The organism is Corynebacterium faecale (genome assembly GCF_030408735.1).
Taxonomy (GTDB): domain Bacteria; phylum Actinomycetota; class Actinomycetes; order Mycobacteriales; family Mycobacteriaceae; genus Corynebacterium; species Corynebacterium faecale.
This window is the reverse complement of sequence record NZ_CP047204.1, coordinates 198,796-219,965: the sequence shown is the minus strand read 5'-3', so window position 1 is coordinate 219,965 and position 21,170 is coordinate 198,796. Positions and strand designations below refer to the sequence as shown.

Sequence of the window (21,170 nt, the reverse complement as noted above, 5' to 3'; positions counted from 1 at the left end):
TTAAGTTTTCCCTTAGGAAAAAGCTGATCAGCGAATTTCCTAAACCTGCCCCCACTTCAGCGCTCCCCCACTGGCCACCTGCCATTTCCATGGGAAAAGCTTAAAAACATCAGCAGGGAAGCTTGGAGCAAAACTGAGATCTACCTAAGTGGCTACCACCCCCGCACGGGGCTGTGCCTCGAGCCATGGGTCACAAAACTATTGCGACTTGATCTACTTAACAGGATTTTTCCAGGATTTTGCCATCGATAATGAATTTCTCACGCATCCCCACAAGCACTCATCCAGCAAAGGAACGCCACCCCAGCGGGATTCACCATTTGCTGACGGAAAATTAAGCGTGGGTTATACTCCAAGGCATGTTCTCATCACGTGAGCGAAGCCTCCTTCTTCTTCGCCGCGGCGGGTTCCAGAGGTCTTAAACGGCCGGCACCCCGTCGCGGAGTTTGTGTTGCCGGTCGTTACCGCAACAGCGCTAAGGTTCTACTACAGACAACTTGCGCACAACTTCCACGAAGGATGAGTACTAAAAATGTCTCCCAATGACGCTTTCATTTCCGCCCCCTCTGAAATCCACACTCCTGATGGAGACCGCAACCCCGGTCAGCCGACATGGAACAAGCAGCGCAACTCATCAATGCCGGTGAAGCGTTACCTGCCCTTCGAGGTGGAGGTGGAGGACATCTCCCTGCCCGATCGCACGTGGCCGGACAAGAAGATCACCGAAGCTCCGCAGTGGTGTGCCGTGGATCTGCGTGACGGCAACCAGGCACTGATCGATCCCATGTCACCAGACCGCAAGCGCCGCATGTTCGAGCTGCTGGTCCAGATGGGCTTCAAGGAGATTGAGGTGGGCTTCCCGTCTGCCTCCCAGACTGACTTCGACTTCGTCCGCGAAATCATTGAAAAGGACATGATCCCGGATGATGTCACCATCCAGGTTCTGGTGCAGGCACGTGAGCACCTGATCCGTCGCACCTTCGAGGCATGTGAGGGCGCGAAGAATGTCATCGTGCACTTCTACAACTCCACCTCCATCCTGCAGCGTGATGTCGTATTCCGCATGGATAAGGAACAGGTCAAGACCCTGGCCACCGACGCGGCTGAGCTGATCCAGACCATCGCCAAGGATTACCCTGACACCAACTGGCGCTGGCAGTACTCCCCGGAGTCCTTCACCGGCACCGAGGTTGAGTACGCCAAGGAGGTTGTGGATGCCGTCGTGGCCGTGATGCAGCCAACCCCGGAGAACCCGATGATCATCAACCTGCCCGCCACCGTGGAGATGATCACCCCGAACGTCTACGCCGACTCCATCGAGTGGATGCACCGCAACCTGAACAACCGCGAATCCATCATCCTGTCCCTGCATCCCCACAATGACCGTGGCACCGGTGTCGCAGCAGCTGAGCTGGGTTATATGGCCGGCGCTGACCGCATCGAGGGCTGCCTCTTCGGCAACGGTGAGCGCACCGGCAATGTCTGCCTGGTCACCCTGGCTCTGAATATGCTGACCCAGGGTGTTGATCCTCAGCTGGACTTCTCCGATATCAAGCAGATCCGCCGCACGGTGGAATACTGCAACCAGCTGCGTGTTCCTGAGCGCCACCCCTATGGAGGCGACCTGGTCTTCACCGCTTTCTCCGGGTCTCACCAGGATGCCATCAACAAGGGCCTCGATGCCCTGGCGGCCAAGGTCCACCCCGGTGCCTCCTCCACCGAGGTGCCGTGGGAGGAACTGCGTGGCACCGAATGGGAGGTTCCCTACCTGCCGATCGATCCGAAGGACGTCGGCCGTGATTATGAAGCTGTCATCCGCGTCAACTCCCAGTCCGGCAAGGGTGGCGTTGCCTACATCATGAAGACCGATCACGGTCTGAAGATGCCTCGTTCCATGCAGGTGGAGTTCTCCGGTGTGGTTCAAAATGTCACCGACGCCGAAGGTGGGGAGGTCAACTCCAAGAGCATGTGGGATATCTTCGCCACCGAGTACCTGGACCGCAGCGCACCGGTTGAGCAGATCGCCCTGCGTGTGGAGAACGCCCAGACCGAAAACGATGATGCCACCATCACCGCGGAACTGGTGGTCGAGGGTGAGAACAAGACCGTCAGTGGGCGCGGAAATGGTCCATTGGCCGCCTATGCCAACGCCCTGGAGTCCCTCAACATCGACGTTGAGATCCAGGAGTACAGCCAGCATGCCCGCACCTCCGGTGATGACGCGGAGGCCGCTGCCTATGTTCTGGCTGAGGTCAATGGTCGCATGGTCTGGGGTGTGGGTATCGCAGGTTCCATCACCTATGCCTCCCTGAAGGCCGTGACCTCTGCGGTCAACCGTGCACTGGACATCAAACACCAGCAGGTCCTGGTGTAACCACCTCCCTGCCGTCCTGCACTGATATATCCCGGTGAATCCAGATCATGGATTCACCGGGATTTTCTCAAGTTTCAGGTGCCCGGCATCCGCTACCCGGGATTGCAGCGCCCACAGACTAGGATGAGACGAATGAACCAACCTGCACTAGACCCCGAGACCTCTCCGGAGCAGCAGTCGAGGTCACCTGAGGAGCAGGCTCGACGCGAGGCGCATGAGCGTGCCCGCCAAGAGGCGATCGCCGAAGCCCCGTTTGTGTCGGTCACGATACAGAGCAGTGGCATCCATCCCTCCACCTCTCGGATGATCACCATTGATGCTGTCACCCTCACCGCCGCCAATGAGCCCGTGGAGACCTTCCATGCGGTACTCAATCCCGGCACCAACCCCGGCCCGTTCCATCTCCACGGGGTGACTGAGGAGGAATTCGCCTCAGCCAAGAAGTTCTCCCAGATCCTCAAGAGCCTGGACCGGTTGATTGACGGCCGCACCCTGATCCTCCATAACGCGACCCGCGCCTGGGGTTTCATAGTGTCAGAATCTAAGCGCGCCATGACTGACGCGGCACGCGCCAACCGGAGCAATAACCGCGGCAACCGACGCGGGGGGCGTGGTCGACGCCGCCAGCGTGTGGGTCATCTGCCCAGGCCGGTCCTGATCGTGGATACCCTGGCGTCTGCGCGTCGTCAGGGCGTGGAGCTGGATGATATCCGGATCCGCGGAGTCGCCCACACCCTCGGTATCGATACCCCACCGGCCACAGCGTCCATCGAACGGGCGCAGATGCCCCATGAAACTTTGTCGCGGGAAGATACGCTGCTGGTGGCCGAGATGTACACCACGCTGCGCGAACGCGGGGAGCTGGCCACCCGGGTCCCGAATGATCTGAAGGCGGACAGGTTCGGCCTGCAGCGCTCCCATATCCGGGTTCAGGCACAGGACACCACCCCGACGCTGGTCAACCCCGGCACCTACCAACCCGGCACCTCTCTGGTCGCGGGCATGGAGGTGGTCGTAGCACCTCAGATCGAGATGGATCCCGATGTGATCATCCAGGCTGTGGTGGATTCAGGCCTCAGCTACTCAGAGAAACTGACCCGCCAGACCTCGGTGGTGGTGTGTAATCAGACACGCAATGTGGATGGCAAGGCCATGCACGCACAGCGCAAGAATATCCCGCTGCTCTCCGATGTGGCGTTCCTCCGCGCCGTCGAGCGCGTGCGGGAGGGCACAACCGCGCCGCAGGGTGTGGCGGGAGGCGTCGTCAAGCGGGGTTAAGTCACGTTGCCTTGAGTATTCACTAGACTCATATCCCATGAAGCCTCGACTGCCCGATGCCCTGCGCCGTCTACGAACCCGTGCGGCCACCACCGCCGCCTATCTCGCCACCACCGCCTCGCGGGTGACCGGCCGTGGGTCTGGTGGCATGATCGGTGGCCTGGTGGCAGGTGCGGTCGACCCGGAGATCATGGGCACGCTCGCCGATGAGCGTCCCGTGGTGCTGGTGACCGGCACCAACGGCAAATCCACCACCACCCGCATGTTGGCTGCGGCGATGCGTGATCAGTTCAGCATCGCCACCAATGAGGGCGGCGACAACATGGACGCCGGCATCATCTCCGCGCTGCTGGCGGGGCGCGACGCCTCCCACGTGGTCCTTGAGGTCGATGAGCTCCACGTCCCCTCCGCCATCGAGCGCCTCGAGCCGTCCTGCCTGGTGCTGCTCAACCTCTCCCGCGACCAGCTGGACCGCGTCGGTGAGATCAATAAAATCGAACGTGTCCTCCGCGACGCCGTACGCTCCAACCCCGACATGATCGTGGTGGCCAACTGCGATGACGTACTGGTCACCTCCGTCGCCTTCGACGCCCCCAACGTCATCTGGGTCGCCGCCGGCAGCGGCTGGCAGGGCGACGCCGTCTCCTGCCCGCGCACCGAAAGCCGCATCGTCTATGAAGGCAACCACTGGCGCGCCACCAAAGAGCTTCTCGACGGCCGCACGTTCGAACGCCCCACCCCCTCCTGGGCGGTCGACGGTAACACGGTGCGCACGCCCGACGGCGACGTGAACCTCGACCTCAACCTCCCGGGCCAGGCCAACCGCGGCAACGCCGCCCAGGCCATCTGCGCCGCCACCGTCTACGGCGTGGACCTGCACGAAGCCGTTGACGCGGTGAACAGCGTGGACAACGTGGCAGGGCGCTACTCCACCATCACCTACGGCGACCACGAAGTCCACCTCCTGCTGGCCAAAAACCCAGCCGGCTGGCAGGAAGCCCTCGCCATGGTCGACCGCACCGCCGACGGCCTGGTCATCGCCGTCAACGGCCAGGTTGCCGACGGCGAAGACCTCTCCTGGCTCTGGGACGTCCGCTTCGAAGACTTCTCCGGCCTGGCAGTCATGGCCTCCGGCGAGCGCGGCACCGACCTGGCTGTCCGACTCACCTACGCCGACATCGACCATGATTTACACCGCGAACCCCTCGCCGCCATCCGCGCCTGCCCACCCGGCCGCGTCGAAGTACTGGCCAACTACACCGCCTTCCGCGACCTCAAGAGGGCACTGGACAAGGAGATCAACAACTGATGAGTACCTTAACGATCGGCCTGATCCTCCCCGATGTTCTGGGAACCTACGGCGACGACGGCAACGCCCTGGTCCTCCAGCGGCGTGCCCTCATGCGCGGCCTCGACGTGGAGGTAAAGCGCATCACCCTCGATGATGCCGTCCCCTCCGGCCTGGACATCTACTGCCTCGGCGGCGGCGAGGACACCGCCCAGATCCTGGCCGTGGAACACCTGGCCAAGGACGGTGGCCTGGCTGTTGCCGCCGGTGCGGGTCGCCCCATCTTCGCCGTGTGCGCCGGCATGCAGGTGCTCGGCGATTCCTTCCGCGCTGCCGGTCGCATCGTCGACGGCCTCGGGCTTATCGACGCCACCACCGTCTCCCTCCAAAAACGCGCCATCGGTGAAGTCGTCTCCACCCCCACCCGCGCCGGCATCACCTCCGACCTCACCGAACCCCTCACCGGCTTCGAAAACCACATGGGCGCCACCCTCCTCGGCCGCGATGCCGAACCCCTGGGCCGTGTGCTGCGTGGCGAAGGCAACTGCGACACCTGGGGCGCCTCCGACGTGATCGACAACGAACGACAGCAGCACGCCGAAGGCGCAGTCCAGGGCAGTGTCATCGCCACCTATATGCACGGCCCCGCCCTCGCCCGGAACCCCCAGCTCGCTGACCTGTTGCTGGCGAAGGCGATGGGCACATCCCTCGCGGAACTGGCGCCTGTGGACATCGATGTGGTCGACCGCCTCCGCGCTGAACGCCTGGCCTAATCTCCAGTTTCCTTCCGGCTCGAGCCACTGCCCCCATTCTTTCGGGAGCTGTGGCTCTTCCGGTTTTCTTGGTTTGCTGTGCACAACCGTACGGATTATCTCGCTGGCGGGGCTTGGCCAGGCCCTAACTCGTACCCTTTTGCCCGCCACGCCCTCGTTTCCAGGTTTGCTGTGCACAACCGTACGGATTATCTCGCTGGCGGGGCTTGGCCAGGCCCTAACTCGTACCCTTTTGCCCGCGACGCCCTCGTTTCCAGGTTTGCTGTGCACAACCGTACGAACTTCCCCGCCAGCGGGGCCTCCCCAGGCCCTAACTCGTACCCTTTTGCCCGCCACCAATAGAACAGCGCCCTTCCTCCCTCTCAAAGGGTGTGGAAGGGCGCCGACGCGACAAGAGCGTCTGAGTTTAGATCTGGAGTCGCCCACTCAGGGCACGGGACAGGGTCAACTCGTCGACAAATTCGAGGTCGCCGCCCAATGGCATGCCGGAGGCCAGGCGGGACACCACCAGGTCAGGAAAATCCTTCAGCAGGCGCCCGAGGTAAGCCGCTGTCGCTTCGCCTTCGGTGTTGGGGTCTGTGGCCAGAATAACCTCGTGGACCTGGGGTTTATCATCAAAGAGGGGGACGTCGGCAGTGGAGTCGGCAAGCTCACGGTCGTCCAGAACCCCGCCGATGCGCTGGAGCAGGGTGGAGATATTCAGTTCACGCGGGCCCACGTTCGCGAGTGGATCGAGCGCGCCGCCAAGCACATGGTAACGACCACTGAATTCGCCGGTGCGTTCAATGACCTGGATATCCTTCGGTTCCTCAACCACGCAGATCAGACCACGATCGCGGCCGGAGTCGTTGCAGATGCGGCAGACCTCATCACGGGAGATATTGCAGCAGATCCGGCAGAAGCGAACGCCGTCGCGCACAGCACCCAAGGCGCCCTGCAGCCGGGAAATATCATCGGGATCCACGGAGAGCAGGTGGAACGCGATGCGCTGGGCACTCTTCGGGCCGACGCCAGGGAGTCGGGAAAGTTCATCGATGAGATCCTGAAGAGGGCCTTCAAACACGGTCGTGATTCACCTATCTATAAACAAAATGCGTTGAACTAGCCAAGTATCGCACATGGAAGGGCCGGGTACGGAAGCGCACTGTAGCGCTTCCCCACCCGGCCCAGGAGAAATTCAAAAACTAGAAGAGGCTACCCATGTCGCCGCCGAAGCCCTGGGACAGTGGGCCCATCTTCTCCTGTGCGAGATCAGCGACCTTCTTGTGCGCGTCAAGGAATGCACCCTGAACCAGGTCCTGAAGGGTCTCCACGTCTTCCGGGTCGACAACCTTTGGATCAATGTTGACCGCGGTGACTTCACCGGAGCCGGACATGGTCACGGTGACCAGGCCGTTTGCGGCGTCACCGATAACTGAGGAAGCCAGGATCTCCTGCTGTGCTTCCTGCAGTTTCGCCTGCATTTCCTGGGCCTGGGCGAGGATCTGGGACATATCTGGCTGAGTCATTTTGACCTTCCTGAAGAATTTGTAATCCGTTTGCGCACGAGTCTACCGACGCGCCCGCGAACCCGCGTCCGAAAATCCGCAGGTTCGCTCTCGGCTTACAGAGGCTTCGCCCCGAGCTCGGACGCGAGCAGTTCCATCGCGATCGCCTTGGCATCACGACGGTCCATCTCACCCGGTTCGTTGGCGGCCTCGCGCATCATCTCTTCCTCTTCGCTTCTCGACGACCACCCCCCAGCCCCTTGCGCTTCCTGCACAGGTTGCGCTGCTTGTTGGGGTGCCGGTGCAGGCGGGGCGGGCCGCGTCTCCTGGTTGCGCTGCGGGATCCCCTCATCGGCCTGGTAATCATAAGGGTCAGCCGCGGGCGGAGGTGGGAAGTCCTCTGGCTCAGGTGGCAGGGGCACACCACCGTTGAAGGGTGCGCTGGTTCCCTGCTGTGCCTGGCGTTGGGCCGAAGCATTCGCTGCCGCCTGCTCCGCTATTTCCCGCCAGGATGGCTTGGATGTCGATTCGGGTCGAGGCATAGGGGCAACCGGGGTCGGCGCTGGCGCCGGGGGGTCCGGGGCCACCGGCACCGGCCGGTCACTGCCGATGTTGACCGGCTTACCCCATCCCCCAGTGTCCCGGGCCGGACTCTCGGGCTCCTCTGGGTCATCTGATTCCGCGGCCACCGGCTGCTGCACCGGTGCTGCCGGGACGGCTGGCTTCGTCGGATTCCACGTTGGTTTATCCGATGTTGGTTTCGCGGTGAAACCGGCGGCCGCTGGGTCTGTACCCACGATGCATTCGACCGCCAGCTGACTACCCAGCTCCTTCTTCAGTAACGACACAATCACTTCATTATGATCCGGGGCGTTGAGACGATTCGCCAGTGCGCCCGTGCTGTGACCGAGCACCAGCGTCTGCTCACGGATACCCAGCACCTTTGCCTCGGTGAGCATGATCTCAGTTCGAATATTTTCCTTGCCCACCAACGCACGCAGGCTCGCCCACTTGTTGCGGATCACGGATAGAAGATCCTCGTCCGGAGCTGGTGTCGGTGTCGGTTCCGGAACAGGAGCCGGCTCAACCTGGGGCGCCGGTGTTGGCACTGGTTTGGGTTCCGGGGCCGGTTCAACGCGGGGCGCCGGTGTTGGCACTGGTTTGGGTTCCGGGGCCGGTTCAACGCGGGGCGCCGGTGTTGGCTCCGGAGTCGGGGCTGGTGCCGGGGTCCTGTCCGGCGCCGGAGCAGAGGCAGGTGCAGGCGCAGGCGCCACAGGTTCCGGCTTCTTGGCTTCCGGGCGCTGACCATAGCTTTGCGACGCCGCCAGCGCCTTCGCACGGGCCGCCGCGGCAGCACCACCCGGTCCTGAGTAAGAGGGTGCTGAAGGTGCGACCTCATCGGGGGCTGTTGCGATGACCTGGGCGGCCTGGCCCCGGGAGAGAAGCAGGCGGACGCAGAGGATCTCCAGAAGAAGACGGGGTGAGGTGGCACCGCGGAGATCATCAAGCCCGGAGTTCACCATCGAAGCGAGTGTGGCCAGCTCATTGCCGTTGAACATCGCTGCCTGCTCGGTGAGGACCTGGGTGCGGTCGGTGGGGGCATCCACCAGTCCGAGGTTGAGGGCTTCGGGGACGGCCTGGATAACCATGAGGTCACGGAGGCGGTCGAGGAGGTCGGTGGCGAAACGACGGGGATCGTGTCCAGCCTCTATGACATGATCGATGGTGGAGAACATGCCCGCTTTGTCATTGGTGGCGAGGGAGGTGATGGCGGCGTCGATAAGCGTAAAATCGGTGACCCCCAGCAGGGGGAGGGCGCGCTCGTAGCTCAAGCCATCGGGGCCGGCGCCGGCGAGCAGCTGGTCCAGGAGGGAGAGGCTGTCGCGGGGGCTGCCGCCGCCTGCGCGGATGACCAGTGGGAATACGGCGTCGTCGACGTGGACGCCCTCTGCCTGGCAGGTGCGCTCCAGGAGTCCGCGCATGGCGCCGGGCGTGAGCAGGCGGAACGGGTAATGGTGGGTGCGTGAGCGGATCGTGCCGATGACTTTTTCAGGTTCGGTGGTGGCGAAGATGAAGATGAGGTGCGCCGGGGGCTCCTCCACGATTTTGAGCATCGCGTTGAAACCCTGCGGGGTGATCATGTGCGCCTCATCAATGATGAAGACACGGTAGCGGGACTCCGCCGGGGCGTAATGGGCCTTCTCCCGCAGCTCACGCATATCATCCACACCGTTGTGGCTGGCGGCGTCCAGCTCGGTGACATCCAGGTTGCCCGGACCACCCGGTGCCAGGGATACACAGGAGTTACAGACACCACACGGCGTGGAGGTGGGCCCCTGGGCACAGTTCAGGGAGCGGGCAAGGATGCGCGCCGAGGAGGTCTTTCCACAACCGCGCGGGCCTGAGAACAGGTAGGCGTGATTGATACGTCCGCTATCCAATGCCACGGAGAGTGGGTCGGTGACGTGCTCCTGCCCTACTACCTCGTCGAAACTTGCCGGTCGATACTTACGATACAAAGCCACGCGTCTCAGCCTACCGTCCTACCTATGGAGATCCAGGAGATCCACCTGCTGCTCAGCCATCTGCTGGAAGAGAACATCACCGCCCTGTTGGACTGCCACCGCGAATTCCTCATCGGTGAGCAGAATCAACTGGAGAGGCAACGTCAGACGTGCAAGCCCGGAGGCCTCCTCGCCGGGCTCGAGGTTAACCTCACCGGCCTCTTCCCGCACATAGGGGATCTCGGGGCCCCAGATGCGCGGATCAGCGAGAATGCCGTGTTTCACGGTGTACCCCTCCTGCGGGAGGTTGGCCATGATGCCCACTGCCGGCAAGACCCGGCCGGGTTGGGCATGCATCGGGGTCATCTCCGTTGCCTGCGCCGGGGAGGTGGCAAGGGATTCGAGGTAGGTGAGGGAGGCGTCGTGAAGCATCGTTGCGGCCGCCGCCACCGCACGGCCCGGCACGTCCACCGAGGCGCGCGCCAGGCAGAGCAGTTCGCTGCGGACCTCGACGCTCTCCGCCTCAGCCGCGGTGACCAGGCCCGTGTCCACCCGCCCGAAGTTGACGGTGCAGGCCGCGACCTCACCGGGACTGTCGGGGTTGATGTTCTCGAACGCCGCGACCGTGAAGTCCCCCACCCGGTGGAACTGCGCCGCACCGGGCAGCAGCCTGTCCACCCAGTAGGACGTCTCCTGGATATTCACTTAAGCGGCGTAGTGCTCCGCCGCGGCGAGCAGAACACAGGTAGCCACACCGTCCATGGCAACCTCCAGCTCCGACACGGGAGGCAGCGACGGTGCAAGACGGATATTGCGGTTATTCGGATCCCGGCGCAGCGGGAAGGAGGAACCCGCGCCGGTCAGCGCGATCCCGGCTTCCTTGGCCAGCTCAACCACGCGGGAGGCGGTGCCGTCCACCACGTCCAGAGAGATGAAATAACCGCCGGTGGGCACAGTCCAGGTGGCCACGCCGTACTCACCGAGGCGGTTGTTCAGGATGTTCAAGACGGCCTCGAACTTCGGCGCCAGGGAACCGGCGTGCTTGCGCATGACCGCGCGCACACCTTCCGCATCGCCGAAATAGCGGGCGTGGGCCAACTGGTTGACCTTGTTCGGGCCGATGCCGCGGATACCGGCGATGTCGGTGTACCAGTTGCGGTTGGCTTCCGAGGTGATGAAGAAAGACACACCCGCGCCGGCCAAGGTGATCTTGGAGGTGGAGGTGAAAGCCCAGAAACGATTCGGGTTGCCGGCCGCCTCGGCGATGGCGACGATGTCCAAGATCTCCGGGAATTCATCGGTGAGCGTGTGCACGGCGTAGGCGTTGTCCCAGACGATGCGGAAGTCCGGCGCCGCGGTCGGCAGCTCTGCAAGCTGCTTTGCGACGCCCTCACTCACGCTGTACCCCGTCGGGTTGGAAAACGTCGGCACGACCCACATGCCCTTGACCTGTGGATCCTTCACCAGCTCACGGATGGCGTCCACGTCGGGGCCGTCCTCGTTCATGGGCACGGTTATCATCTCAAAACCGAAACGCTCAGAGATGGAAAAGTGACGGTCATAGCCCGGAGCCGGGCAGATCCACTTGATGGTCTCCTCGTCCTTCCAGGGCCGCTCGGAGTCATTGTTGCCGAAGGCATGAGACCAGCTGATCACATCGAACATGATGTTCAGGCTGGAAGCATCACCGGCGAGAATCTGCTCAACCGGAATACCCATGAGGTCCGCCCAGATCTGACGGATATCCTGGATGCCGGTCAGTCCGCCATAGTTACGCACATCGGTGCCGTCAGCAGCCTTATGATCACCCTTGCCCGGCAACGCCAGGAGCTCATCCGCGAAATCCAACTGCTCAGAGGACGGCTTACCGCGGGTCAGGTCCAGCTTCAGATTCCTGGCCTTGAGCTCATTGAACTCCTTCATGATGTCTTCACGAAACGCGGCGAGCTGATCAGCATCAAAGTCGTGCAACTGGACGGAACTCATGACGGTGTACCTCCGGGAGTGGTGGCAGGGGGAACAGCCGGATCGAAGGGCTGTCCCACGGTGCAGATTGCAGGAAAAGACCACAAAAAAAGAGCAGTAGCCTTTGGGCCACCACTCTAGACGTTTAAGGGGATCCCGCGCACCCGTCAGAGCTCGCTGACCCTTGCTGCATTCCTGCCCTGGGGGAGTTCACAAGATGAACGCCGCACGGGATCCTGATGCCAACTCTAGCGGACGCTTGGGGAAAAACGCCAACCAGGGCCACATATGATCCTTGAGCTGCGGATTTGGCATGGGTCAACGCTTTTGTGTACGCTATTCCCAGAACGAACCAACCATGTGTTGAACTAGTTCTGCTGGAGGATTCGACTAGCGGCCTATGTCGCTCGCCTGGAACGCGGGTTGGGAGCAATCCCTCAGGGGTTCAAATCCCCTATCCTCCGCAATCAAGATCAGCCCCTCACTTCACAGTGAGGGGCTGATCTTTTTTTCATCCTGGGGTGCGCAATTCCCGCCGACGGGATTTTCCCTATACTCGCCCACATGAAAACCATTGTGATCACAGGAGCATCAGACGGCATCGGCGCATCCGCCACCAAAATCCTCCATGAGGCCTGCCCTGAAGATCGACTGGTCCTAGTCGGACGGGATCCAGGGAAGACAGAGAATGTGGCAAAGCAGGTGGGTGCCGAATGGCACACAGCGGACTTCGCCGACCTCGCCCAGGTCAGGCGTCTGGCCGGCGAACTCGCCGCACTCGACCGCATCGATGTGCTGGCCAACAACGCCGGTGGCGTGTTCCCAGGACCGGTGACAACCATCGACGGGTTCGAGAGGTCCTGGCAGGTCAATGTGGTTGCCCCCTACCTGCTGACCAACCTGCTGCTGCCCGTCCTGCTGGACTCAAAGGCCTCCGTGGTGGCGACCTCCTCCGTGGCCTCAGCGCTGTTCTCCCGTTTTGACGTGGATGATCCCAATACTTTTGAGGACTTCACCGCGGACCGGGCCTATGGCAACGCCAAACTGGGCAACATCTTTGTGACCAAAGAACTCCACCGACGATTCCAGGGGGACGGGCTGAACACGGTGGCCTTCCACCCCGGTGTGATCGCCACGAACTTCGGGCAGGAAGACGCAGGGTTGTTGGGGAAGATGTACCAGAGCCCCATCGCGAATTTCTTCGCACGCCCCGGCGTCGGTGGCGACAACCTGGCCTATTTCATCACCGGCGTGCCCGGCATCCACTGGGAATCAGGACGCTACTACGATGACCGCCGGCGACCCGGCAGGCAGAAGGCGATTGCGAAGGACCTGGATGTGGCCCGGCGCGTGTTCTCTGACCTCGGTGAGCAGCTGGGTGTGGAGTGGTCTAAAGACTAGAAAACAGGTAGAACCCCGGGGGCCTCTCACCTGGCCTCATCGGCCGAATCGTTGGTCTTCCGCAACTCCACCCGGGTGATTCTATTCCCTTTGACCTCTGAGATCTCCAGTTCATAGCGGATATCACCACCATCATCTTCACCATCGAGGGTGTAATCCGAGGGGATCTCCACCACATCTCCCACCCGGCCCAATCTGCTGAGCTCCATGATCACCCACCCTGCCACAGTCTCATATGGTCCCTCCGGGAGCAGGATTCCGGAGGTGTCCGCGAAATCCTCCAGGTTGGTGCTGGCGTCCATGAACTTGGAATCATGAAGCTGCATCACGGCCCGGTGCTCATCGCGGTCATACTCATCCCAGATCTCACCCACGAATTCTTCCAGTAGATCTTCCAGCGTGATCAGGCCATCGGTGCCGCCATATTCATCCACCACCATCGCAATGTGGTTGCCACTGGCCCGCATCTGCCGCATCGCCGCAGGCAGACGGAGAGTCCCAGGGAAATACTGGATGGAACGGAGGATCTTACCCAACGGGAGGTCCCCCTCTCCCCTGGTCGCGACTTCCAGCAGGTCACGGACGTGGATGAAACCAATCACCTCATCAATGGTCTCCTCATACACCGGATACCGGGAATACGGTTGGCTACGGATAGCCTCCGCCACATCCGCGACGATCTCTGACACTTCAAAGGCCACAACATCCGAACGGTGGCGCATGATCTCCGTGACGAGCCGTTCATTCGCCTCAAATACATCCGCGACGATCTCCCTCTCCCCCTGATCGAAACCCTCATAGGTGGTGACAATCTCCTTCACCTCCTCCTGGGTCATCTCCTCAGTACGCGCGTTGGGATCAAAACCAAGCAGTTTCAGCAACAGATTGGACGACCCATTGATCAACCAGATCACCGGCCGCATCAACGAGGCAAACACATTGAGGGGCGGCGCGACGATGAGCGATACCCGTTCTGCCTTCTGCATCGCGATACGTTTCGGAACAAGCTCCCCGAGAACCAGGGACAGGTAGGACACAATCAGCGTCAGCACAATCAACGAGATCACCCCGGCTGTCTCCGCGGGCACTCCCCACCCCTGCAGAATCGGAGACAGCTGCGGTGCGATTGTCGACGCACCGAATGCCGACGAGAAGAATCCAGCGAACGTCACCCCGATCTGAACCGCCGACAGGAACAACCCCGAGTCCCTGGCCAGACCAGCAACAGTCCTGCCCGCACCTGTGCTCCGCTCCAGTCGTCTGATCTGCGATTCACGAAGACTGACCAGCGCCATCTCCGTCGCAGCAAAAACTCCACCGACCAGGACGAACACCACCACCAATGCGGCACTGACACCCACGCTCATCGGTCTACCCGTTCCCGTTGCGCTTCCGAGGCTCCGGCAGATACGAACTCGCCGTGCCCTCTCGGTTCAGAAACATAAGAGGTAGTCATGACACCATCCTAATTTTCCCTGAAGGAATCCGTTCGGGATTGCCCGCGGTGGTGCCTGGCGGGCAAAACCGTACAAACTAGACGCCCAGAAGGCCCCGCTGACGAGAAAGTTCGTACCCTTATGCACACGCGACCATGGAAGCATGTGCTGGCGGACGTGAGGGGCTCAGTGATCCGAGGTCAGGTCAGTGAAAACAAAGGGTTCCATGGTCAGGGCGGTCGGGTCGAAGACCTCGAGCAGCTCCCCCGGGGTCGATATATCCGTATAACCCAGCGAACTTGCAAGGGCGCTCACCACGGTGGGGAGGGGTGCGTCGATAAGCATGTCTCGTAGCGTCACTGCGCCGTCGCGTTTGGCAAGGCGCTGGCCGCGGGTGTTGAGGACGAGTGGGACGTGGATGTATTCCGGGACTGGGGCATCAAGCAGCTGGAAAAGATAAGCCTGGCGGGCGGCGGAATCGAGAAGATCATCGCCGCGAACCACCTGGTCAATGCTTTGGAAGGCATCATCGACAACCACGGCGAGGTTGTAGGCCCAACCGGGTTCCTGGCCACCGCGCAACAGGATGAAATCATCCACATCGCCAATTACCGTGCCGCGCAGGCGGTCATTAAAGGTGAAGCCGTCCACCTCAGCACGCAGGCGGATGGCGGGGTGACGGTTCTGGGCGGCCAGCTCAGCACGGCGGGTCGACCGCTCAGAATCAGACAGCGAGCGGCAGGTGCCCGGGTACATTCCGGATGTGGCGTGGGGTGCGCGGGAGGCTTCCTGGATGTCGCGGCGGGAACAATAACATTCGTAGGTGTCTAATTGCCCCAGCGCAGCGCGGTAGGCCTCATAGCGGGTGGACTGGTAGAGGATATCGCCATCCCAGTCCACCCCGAGCATGGCCAGATCCTCAAGCTGGCGCTGGGCGGATTCCATGCTGGAGCGTTGTTCGTCGATATCTTCCACGCGCATGAGGAAACGTTTACCGTCGTGGCGGGCGTAGAGCCAGGCGAGCAGGGCGGTGCGCAGGTTTCCGAAGTGGAGGTCGCCGCTTGGTGAGGGTGCATATCTTCCAGCCATGGATTACACATTAATGCCGTCGGGGTTCCAGGTGCGCGCGGCACCAGCCGCAGCTCCGGCAGCACCGGTTGTGATGATCACCCCGGGGTAGTTATCCGGCACGGGCAGGTTGAGGTCTTCCATGATCAGCAGTGGCGGTTCGCGCAGGATGGCACGGGCGAGTTTAAGACGTTCCACATCATGGGTGTTCCAGGGTGCACCACCGTTTTTGAGTTGGCGGCTAAGCCCTCGGGCATCTGCTTCCACCACCGGCAGCAGCCCCACGCGCTCAAGTACCCCGCGGATTTCATAGTCGGAGGCATCCGGTACGCGGTAGCTGGCGAGTCGGCTTATGGATCCACGTTCCAGGTGGTGGTGGGCGGAGGCCACGCCGATGAGGTTGCGGCGTTCTTTCAGGGGAAGGTCGGCGAGCCACTGGCCGTTGATAGAAACCTCACCACCGTCGATGAGCTGGGCGATCAGGGTGCGGGCGGCATGCGGGGAGTCAGTGGTGAGATGGATATGCTCGCCTGCTTCTGCATGGAGTTCCCCGATGATCACCCCGCTTCCCGCTGCTTGCCCCGGGACCAACCCGGCGTCCCATGCCATGAAGTCCGTGGCCTGCTGGAGCTGTGGCACCAGGATGCGGGTGGCGGCGCGGTGATTTTGTCGGTATTCCACCACGCGTCCCAGATCGCCGATGGGTGTGGTGAGCACGCCGAGCAGCATCATGGTGCCGGCCACCTGCTGCGCGTCGAGGTGCCCGGAGAGCACCACGGCAACGGTGCTTATCGACGCCCCCGTCACCATCACCGCCCTGGTTAATCCGGTGGCCCAGGCCCGTTGCACCGCACTGTTGACCACTTTTTCTGAATCCCGCGATACTGCGTTGATTTCACGGTGGATGGCTCCTGCAGCACGTACGGACTCCCCGGCCATAACGGAATCAGCGATTCTGGCTGCCATCCGTCCGCGGCGCCGGCGTAATTCGCGGGCACATTTCAAGGTCCAGCGGGCCAGCATTGGTAGCAGGGCCACACACCCCAGGATCGGTGCTGACACGGCCAGACCGGTGCGCCAGTCCTGGAGGAAGAGCACCGCCACCACCACACTGATCAGTGGAATGCCGGTGACCAGGGGCACGATTCCCAGGGCAATCCAGTTGCGAACCGCACTGAGGTCATTGCTGGCCCGGGTGACAGTCACTCCCAGGGAGGAGGTGTTCCCCGGGGTAAGTGCTGCAGTGACCAGCCCGGCGCGTATCTGGTGCACATAGTCCTGGCCCAGGTCTTCGGAGATCACCCGCTCCACCCAGCGGGCACCACCGATGGCGAGCACCGTGGCGATGAGGAGGATGCTCAGTCCTGTGGCACCTTCCAGGATGCGCATGACGGTCAGTGACATGATGATCGCCACGATGGCCTGCAGGCTTCCGAGAAGGGCCAGTTCTATCAGGAGGATGCGGCGGCGGCCGGACCAGATCGGTGGCATTTTAGAACTCCACAACCCCGGTGGCCACCTCAGGTTCCGTCAGTGCGAAGGTGGAGATCACCGGTACCCCCAGTGACTCCAGTACTCCAGCAGCTTCAGCGGTGGCCAGTGGGGAGGCTGTCATGACACCGGCGGCGGCTGAGACCTTCAGGCCGGCCTTGATCAGTTCCTCCGCACCGGCCTTGGCACCGAGTGCGTCCACGGCGGAGAAGACCACGGAGTCCACGCACTCCTGGAAAAGTTCATCGCGGAGCAGGCGGGCGGTTTCACCCTGGTAGATGCCATCGGCGATCTCCACGATGACGGTGTCGGAACCGGCAGACAGGGTGTTGATCATGTTGACGGTGAGTGCGCGGATTTCAGCAAAGTTCATCTTGAAAGTGGTGGGGTATCCGAAATCGGTGAAGTCCACCACGCGGTGTGCGCCGGCATCGTGATAGAGCATGCGGTCATTTCCGGCACCGGTGCCGGTGATCTTACCTGCCGCAACCTGTTGTCCGGCTGCGGTGAGACCGTTGACCAGGCAGGCCAGGGTGGTGGATTTGCCCGAGTTCATGGAGGTGCCCAGCACGGCGATGACCTTGGGGCGCTGCTTTGGGGCCGCCACAGCCAGGGGGTTGTCGAAGGCTGCGAAGTCACGGACATTGACCACCCCATCAGTTGTGGCCAGCAGGCCGAGTGGTTCGATCTCGGTGGGTTCTTCCATGCGGTCATGCAGTTCGGTGACCACCCCGGCGATGCCTCCGGCAGCTACCAGGTGGCAGTGGTCCAGGTTGTCGGGAACATGGGCCAGGAACTGATCGGCTGCATAGCGGTGTCCATAGGCGAGCATGACCAGGGCGCCGTCGAAAAGCACTGCCTTGCGGGACGCCGGGGTTTCCACGCGCTTGTGGTTACTGATGTGGCTGATGCGTGCGATCACCACATCACCAGGGGCCGGGGTGAGGTCCCCGCCAGCGATCAGGTGGAAATCCTGTGGGTGCTGCGCAACGGCGGAAGCAACAAAGCGGGCGGTGTAGCTGGCCTGGATGCGCGCTGGCAGTGGTGCCTCCCGGCGCGGCCCGGTGGCGGCGATTGCGGGGAGCTTCTCGGGAACCATGGTTGAGATCTGGGGATGGAAGGTGGTGAAATCCAGGGTGGTGGTCATGGTGCAAACCTTTCGGCGGGAGGGTGTCTTCCTTGCTGACACCACCTAGTTAAATCCGGGCCGATGAAACCACCATGAAACAATCATGAAAGATTTTTCATCTATGAATTCTCTCTGTGCCACCGGCGGGTTTAAGGTGGTGAACGTGAAAAATGACAACACCACATCAACGTCTGGGCAGGGCGTGGCCGGTACTACTACAAGTGCCACCGCGTCCGGCAAAGCTCAGTTCATTCCGTTACAGGCCAGCATGTACCCCGTGCTTGTGGCCCTGTTCACCGCAATCTTCCTGATTTCCAACATAACTGCATCCAAGGGTGTGGAACTGGGACCACTGATCACCGATGGTGCCTTCTTCCTCTTCCCCGCCGCCTATATCCTCGGTGATGTGCTGGCTGAATGCTACGGCCTGCGTCCCACCCGCCGTGCCATCATCACTGGTTTCGTGGTCACCATCGTGGCCGTCATCTCCTTCTATATCGCCATCTGGTTGCCTGCTGCCAGTTTCTGGGAGGGACAGGAATCCTTCGAGGCCACACTGGGCCTGGTGCCCCAGATCGTATTGGCATCATTGGCCGGTTATATGGTGGGCCAGCTGCTCAACGCCTATGTGCTGGTGGCCATCAAGAAACGCACGGGTGAGAAATCCCTGTGGGCGCGTCTTCTCGGTTCCACCGTGGTCGGTGAACTGGGCGATACCCTGCTCTTCTGTGCGATCGCAGCACCGGTCATCGGCATCACCACCGGCTCTGATTTCTTCAACTACGTCCTGGTGGGTTTCCTGTGGAAGACCCTCATTGAGATCGTCATGCTGCCCCTGACCTACCTGGTCATCGGCTGGGTTAAGCGCCGGGAAGGTTATGGCGCAGGCGTTTAAAGCTTTCGGAGTGTCACGCTCTGCAGCGCACGTCCCACCGGCCCGTGGATGTCATGGAGCACTGTGCTGGTGATGCCCATGCCGGTGGCTCCCCAGTCCACGCTGGTATCCATACCCACCCACTCCCCTTCCGGCTGGCGGAAGAAATGCACGGTCAGATCCACATTCGGGAAAGCCCACTTCCCTGGCTCCTGACGCACCGCCATCCCATTGGACACATCAATCAAGGCGCAGTACTGGGCCACCGGAATCTGTGGCTCATCTGCAACCAGACTGGTGGGTGAGGTGAGCCAGGTGGCTCCCCGGCCAATGGTTGCCGGAACAGCCTCGCGGGCCTCCAACTGTTCCATGAAGCCACCGCCCCATATCGTGGTGATGTCCCGGGGTGGGCAGTCCTGCGGTGCCTTGAGAGGTGTGGCGGGGGTTCCGGCTTCTGCTTCCGTATCAGTGGCCAGCAGATACCAGGCACGCACCCTGATCGCGCTTCTGCCCGCGATGGTGGCCACCGCCTCCACCAGTTCAATGGTCCGCCCCGGACGTAGAACCTCAACCCTGATATCCACCTCAGCAAAAGGCAGGCGGCCCAGGATATCGAAGGAGAGCTGCGCCAACTGCAGGGGGCTTTTCCCGCGGTTTTCTTCCAGGACATGGACCATCAGGCCAGCCAGCGCACTGAAGTGATAATCCTCCCGGGACCAGGCACCTTCAGTCAGGGGGGTGGGTTGGAAGGTGGTGGGGCCGGTGCGGAGGAAATAGGAATCAGCGCTCATGGATTTACAGGATACTTTTCCTGTTGTGCCAGCCGTGCACCGACTCTATTTCTTGTTGGCGTAGTACCTTCCCAGGAATTCTTCCTTGAACTCGTAGTAGGTGCCATTGTCGATGGAGGCACGGATGTCGTCGACAAGCTTGATCATGAAGTGAAGGTTGTGCATGGTGCACAGGGTCCCGGCCAGGAATTCCTTCGCCTTGAGCAGGTGCTGGATATAGGCGCGGGTGTAGTTCTGGCTGACATAACCGCCCACCTCTTCATCAATGGGGCGGAAGTCACGCTTGAAGCGGGAGCTGACCAGGTTGAGGCGCCCATCCAGGGTGTACACGCCACCTCGTCGCCCCAAGCGGGTCGGTGCGACGCAGTCGAAGGTGTCCGCACCTGCCTCAACCGCCACGAAGAGGTCATCCGGCTCGGAAATCCCCAGGAGATGACGAGGCTTTTCATCGGGCAGTTCATCACAGACCCAGCCCACGATGGTGCCCAGGTTCTCCTTCTCCAGAGCACCGCCGATACCGAAACCGCCGAAACCGCGACGGCCCTCGTCGACCGCGCGGCGGTCGAGCTCCAGCAGACCGTGGACAGCATTTCTGCGCAGATCTTCATATTGGGCGCCCTGCACGACGCCCCAGAGCGACTGCAGAGGCTTATCGACGCGCTCCTGTGTCAGACGTTCATGTTCCAGCAGACACCTCTGTGCCCAACGACGGGTGCGCTCAACGGATTCAACCTGGTAGTCATAGGTGTCGATGAGCGTGGTGAGTTCATCGAAGGCGAAGATGATATCGGCACCCAGCTGGTGCTGGATCTGCATGCTGACTTCCGGGGTGAAGCGGTGCTTGGAGCCGTCGATGAAGGACTTGAAATCAACGCCGTCCTCATCCACATGGGCCATGCGTTCCTTCTTCGCGGCCTTGATGTCCTCACGGGTGAGGTTGGCGGTGTCCATCGCCAGCACCTTCTTGAACCCGGAACCCAGACTCATCACCTGGAATCCACCGGAGTCGGTATAGGTGGGACCGTGCCAGTTCTCGAATGTTGAGACGCCCCCTGCTTCATCGACGATATCGGAGCCCGGCTGCAGATACAGGTGGTACGCGTTGGACAGGATGGCCTGTGCACCGGTTTCACGGATCTGCTCCGGGGTCAGGGTTTTCACGGTCGCCTTGGTGGCCACCGGGATGAAAGCCGGGGTTCTGATGTCGCCGTGGGGGGTATGGATGGTTCCGGTGCGACCGTGCTTGCCGGGAGTGTCGTCGTCAAGCTTGGTGTGGAGCGTGAACGAGAGATCAGGTTTTTCCGCAGACAT

General features: G+C 61.7%; 17 protein-coding genes, 1 tRNA gene and 1 other RNA gene. 7 read left to right on the top strand and 12 right to left on the bottom strand.

Features of this window, described 5'->3' with window-relative positions:
• Window positions 1-532 precede the first annotated feature (532 nt).
• The 4 genes from leuA (at window position 533) to CFAEC_RS01025 (ending at window position 5,713) form a co-directional block, all read left to right on the top strand.
• A complete protein-coding gene (leuA, locus tag CFAEC_RS01040; RefSeq protein WP_290277991.1) occupies window positions 533-2,374 on the top strand; it encodes a 2-isopropylmalate synthase in 1,842 nt (613 codons plus the stop codon).
• A 132-nt stretch (window positions 2,375-2,506) separates the two neighbouring features.
• Window positions 2,507-3,652: a DNA polymerase III subunit epsilon gene (locus tag CFAEC_RS01035; protein WP_290277989.1), complete on the top strand. Its 1,146-nt coding sequence runs from the start codon at window positions 2,507-2,509 to the stop codon at window positions 3,650-3,652.
• Between the two features lie 37 nt (window positions 3,653-3,689).
• A complete protein-coding gene (locus tag CFAEC_RS01030; RefSeq protein ID WP_290277988.1) occupies window positions 3,690-4,961 on the top strand; it encodes a Mur ligase family protein in 1,272 nt (423 codons plus the stop codon).
• Window positions 4,961-5,713 (top strand): type 1 glutamine amidotransferase, encoded by a 753-nt coding sequence (locus tag CFAEC_RS01025; protein WP_290277985.1) that lies wholly within the window; start codon window positions 4,961-4,963, stop codon window positions 5,711-5,713. Before CFAEC_RS01030 ends, CFAEC_RS01025 begins: the two co-directional genes overlap by 1 nt.
• 406 nt (window positions 5,714-6,119) lie before the next feature.
• Here CFAEC_RS01025 and CFAEC_RS01020 read toward each other — a convergent pair whose 3' ends face one another.
• The 6 genes from CFAEC_RS01020 to ffs all read right to left on the bottom strand — a co-directional run bounded on the left by CFAEC_RS01020 (window position 6,120) and on the right by ffs (window position 11,910).
• Window positions 6,120-6,776, bottom strand: coding sequence for a recombination mediator RecR (locus tag CFAEC_RS01020; protein ID WP_290277982.1), 657 nt, complete (start codon window positions 6,774-6,776; stop codon window positions 6,120-6,122).
• Window positions 6,777-6,897: 121 nt separating this feature from the next.
• Window positions 6,898-7,221: a YbaB/EbfC family nucleoid-associated protein gene (locus CFAEC_RS01015; RefSeq protein ID WP_290277980.1), complete on the bottom strand. Its 324-nt coding sequence runs from the start codon at window positions 7,219-7,221 to the stop codon at window positions 6,898-6,900.
• 95 nt (window positions 7,222-7,316) lie between these two features.
• Window positions 7,317-9,725 (bottom strand): DNA polymerase III subunit gamma and tau, encoded by a 2,409-nt coding sequence (locus CFAEC_RS01010; RefSeq protein ID WP_290277977.1) that lies wholly within the window; start codon window positions 9,723-9,725, stop codon window positions 7,317-7,319.
• Window positions 9,726-9,743: 18 nt separating this feature from the next.
• A complete protein-coding gene (locus CFAEC_RS01005; RefSeq protein ID WP_290277975.1) occupies window positions 9,744-10,409 on the bottom strand; it encodes a suppressor of fused domain protein in 666 nt (221 codons plus the stop codon).
• Entirely contained in the window at window positions 10,410-11,690 is a 1,281-nt protein-coding gene (locus tag CFAEC_RS01000; RefSeq protein WP_290277973.1) for an aspartate aminotransferase type Ic, read from the bottom strand.
• Window positions 11,691-11,813: 123 nt separating this feature from the next.
• An RNA gene (gene ffs / locus CFAEC_RS00995) (signal recognition particle sRNA small type) lies at window positions 11,814-11,910 on the bottom strand.
• Window positions 11,911-12,048: 138 nt separating this feature from the next.
• Between ffs and CFAEC_RS00990 the strand changes: the two genes are divergently transcribed.
• Window positions 12,049-12,133: transfer RNA gene (locus CFAEC_RS00990), tRNA-Ser, on the top strand.
• 100 nt (window positions 12,134-12,233) lie between these two features.
• Window positions 12,234-13,070, top strand: coding sequence for an SDR family NAD(P)-dependent oxidoreductase (locus tag CFAEC_RS00985; RefSeq protein WP_290277970.1), 837 nt, complete (start codon window positions 12,234-12,236; stop codon window positions 13,068-13,070).
• Window positions 13,071-13,096: 26 nt separating this feature from the next.
• On the opposite strand, the gene CFAEC_RS00980 is transcribed toward CFAEC_RS00985, so the two are convergent.
• From CFAEC_RS00980 to CFAEC_RS00965, 4 genes are all read right to left on the bottom strand, one after another.
• Window positions 13,097-14,437, bottom strand: a complete 1,341-nt coding sequence (locus tag CFAEC_RS00980) for a hemolysin family protein (protein ID WP_290277967.1) — start codon at window positions 14,435-14,437, stop codon at window positions 13,097-13,099.
• Between the two features lie 255 nt (window positions 14,438-14,692).
• Entirely contained in the window at window positions 14,693-15,595 is a 903-nt protein-coding gene (gene gluQRS / locus CFAEC_RS00975; RefSeq protein ID WP_290277966.1) for a tRNA glutamyl-Q(34) synthetase GluQRS, read from the bottom strand.
• A 3-nt stretch (window positions 15,596-15,598) separates the two neighbouring features.
• Entirely contained in the window at window positions 15,599-17,065 is a 1,467-nt protein-coding gene (locus tag CFAEC_RS00970; RefSeq protein WP_290277963.1) for an ABC transporter transmembrane domain-containing protein, read from the bottom strand.
• A gap of 1 nt (window position 17,066) precedes the next feature.
• Window positions 17,067-18,164, bottom strand: coding sequence for a DUF1611 domain-containing protein (locus tag CFAEC_RS00965; RefSeq protein ID WP_290279770.1), 1,098 nt, complete (start codon window positions 18,162-18,164; stop codon window positions 17,067-17,069).
• Window positions 18,165-18,315: 151 nt separating this feature from the next.
• On the opposite strand from CFAEC_RS00965, the gene CFAEC_RS00960 reads away from it, so the two are divergent.
• On the top strand, window positions 18,316-19,089 hold the full coding sequence (locus CFAEC_RS00960) for a queuosine precursor transporter (RefSeq protein WP_290277961.1): 774 nt from the start codon (window positions 18,316-18,318) through the stop codon (window positions 19,087-19,089).
• Here the strand turns inward: CFAEC_RS00960 and CFAEC_RS00955 are convergent.
• Entirely contained in the window at window positions 19,086-19,859 is a 774-nt protein-coding gene (locus CFAEC_RS00955; RefSeq protein ID WP_290277959.1) for a thioesterase family protein, read from the bottom strand. The two genes, CFAEC_RS00960 and CFAEC_RS00955, sit on opposite strands and share 4 nt — an antisense overlap.
• A gap of 45 nt (window positions 19,860-19,904) precedes the next feature.
• Window positions 19,905-21,170, bottom strand: coding sequence for a tRNA guanosine(34) transglycosylase Tgt (tgt, locus tag CFAEC_RS00950; protein ID WP_435384246.1), 1,266 nt, complete (start codon window positions 21,168-21,170; stop codon window positions 19,905-19,907).

What these genes read in the sequence shown, in the direction of transcription:
- CFAEC_RS01015 (WP_290277980.1), bottom strand. Translation starts at nt 7,221, where the DNA reads ATGACTCAGCCAGATATGTCCCAGATCCTCGCCCAGGCCCAGGAAATG.
- CFAEC_RS00970 (WP_290277963.1), bottom strand. Translation starts at nt 17,065, where the DNA reads ATGCCACCGATCTGGTCCGGCCGCCGCCGCATCCTCCTGATAGAACTG.
- gluQRS (WP_290277966.1), bottom strand. Translation starts at nt 15,595, where the DNA reads ATGGCTGGAAGATATGCACCCTCACCAAGCGGCGACCTCCACTTCGGA.
- CFAEC_RS00985 (WP_290277970.1), top strand. Translation starts at nt 12,234, where the DNA reads ATGAAAACCATTGTGATCACAGGAGCATCAGACGGCATCGGCGCATCC.
- CFAEC_RS01000 (WP_290277973.1), bottom strand. Translation starts at nt 11,690, where the DNA reads ATGAGTTCCGTCCAGTTGCACGACTTTGATGCTGATCAGCTCGCCGCG.
- leuA (WP_290277991.1), top strand. Translation starts at nt 533, where the DNA reads ATGTCTCCCAATGACGCTTTCATTTCCGCCCCCTCTGAAATCCACACT.
- CFAEC_RS01035 (WP_290277989.1), top strand. Translation starts at nt 2,507, where the DNA reads ATGAACCAACCTGCACTAGACCCCGAGACCTCTCCGGAGCAGCAGTCG.
- CFAEC_RS01025 (WP_290277985.1), top strand. Translation starts at nt 4,961, where the DNA reads ATGAGTACCTTAACGATCGGCCTGATCCTCCCCGATGTTCTGGGAACC.
- CFAEC_RS01030 (WP_290277988.1), top strand. Translation starts at nt 3,690, where the DNA reads ATGAAGCCTCGACTGCCCGATGCCCTGCGCCGTCTACGAACCCGTGCG.
- CFAEC_RS00965 (WP_290279770.1), bottom strand. Translation starts at nt 18,164, where the DNA reads ATGGTTCCCGAGAAGCTCCCCGCAATCGCCGCCACCGGGCCGCGCCGG.
- CFAEC_RS00960 (WP_290277961.1), top strand. Translation starts at nt 18,316, where the DNA reads ATGAATTCTCTCTGTGCCACCGGCGGGTTTAAGGTGGTGAACGTGAAA.
- CFAEC_RS00955 (WP_290277959.1), bottom strand. Translation starts at nt 19,859, where the DNA reads ATGAGCGCTGATTCCTATTTCCTCCGCACCGGCCCCACCACCTTCCAA.
- tgt (WP_435384246.1), bottom strand. Translation starts at nt 21,170, where the DNA reads ATGTCTGCGGAAAAACCTGATCTCTCGTTCACGCTCCACACCAAGCTT.
- CFAEC_RS00980 (WP_290277967.1), bottom strand. Translation starts at nt 14,437, where the DNA reads ATGAGCGTGGGTGTCAGTGCCGCATTGGTGGTGGTGTTCGTCCTGGTC.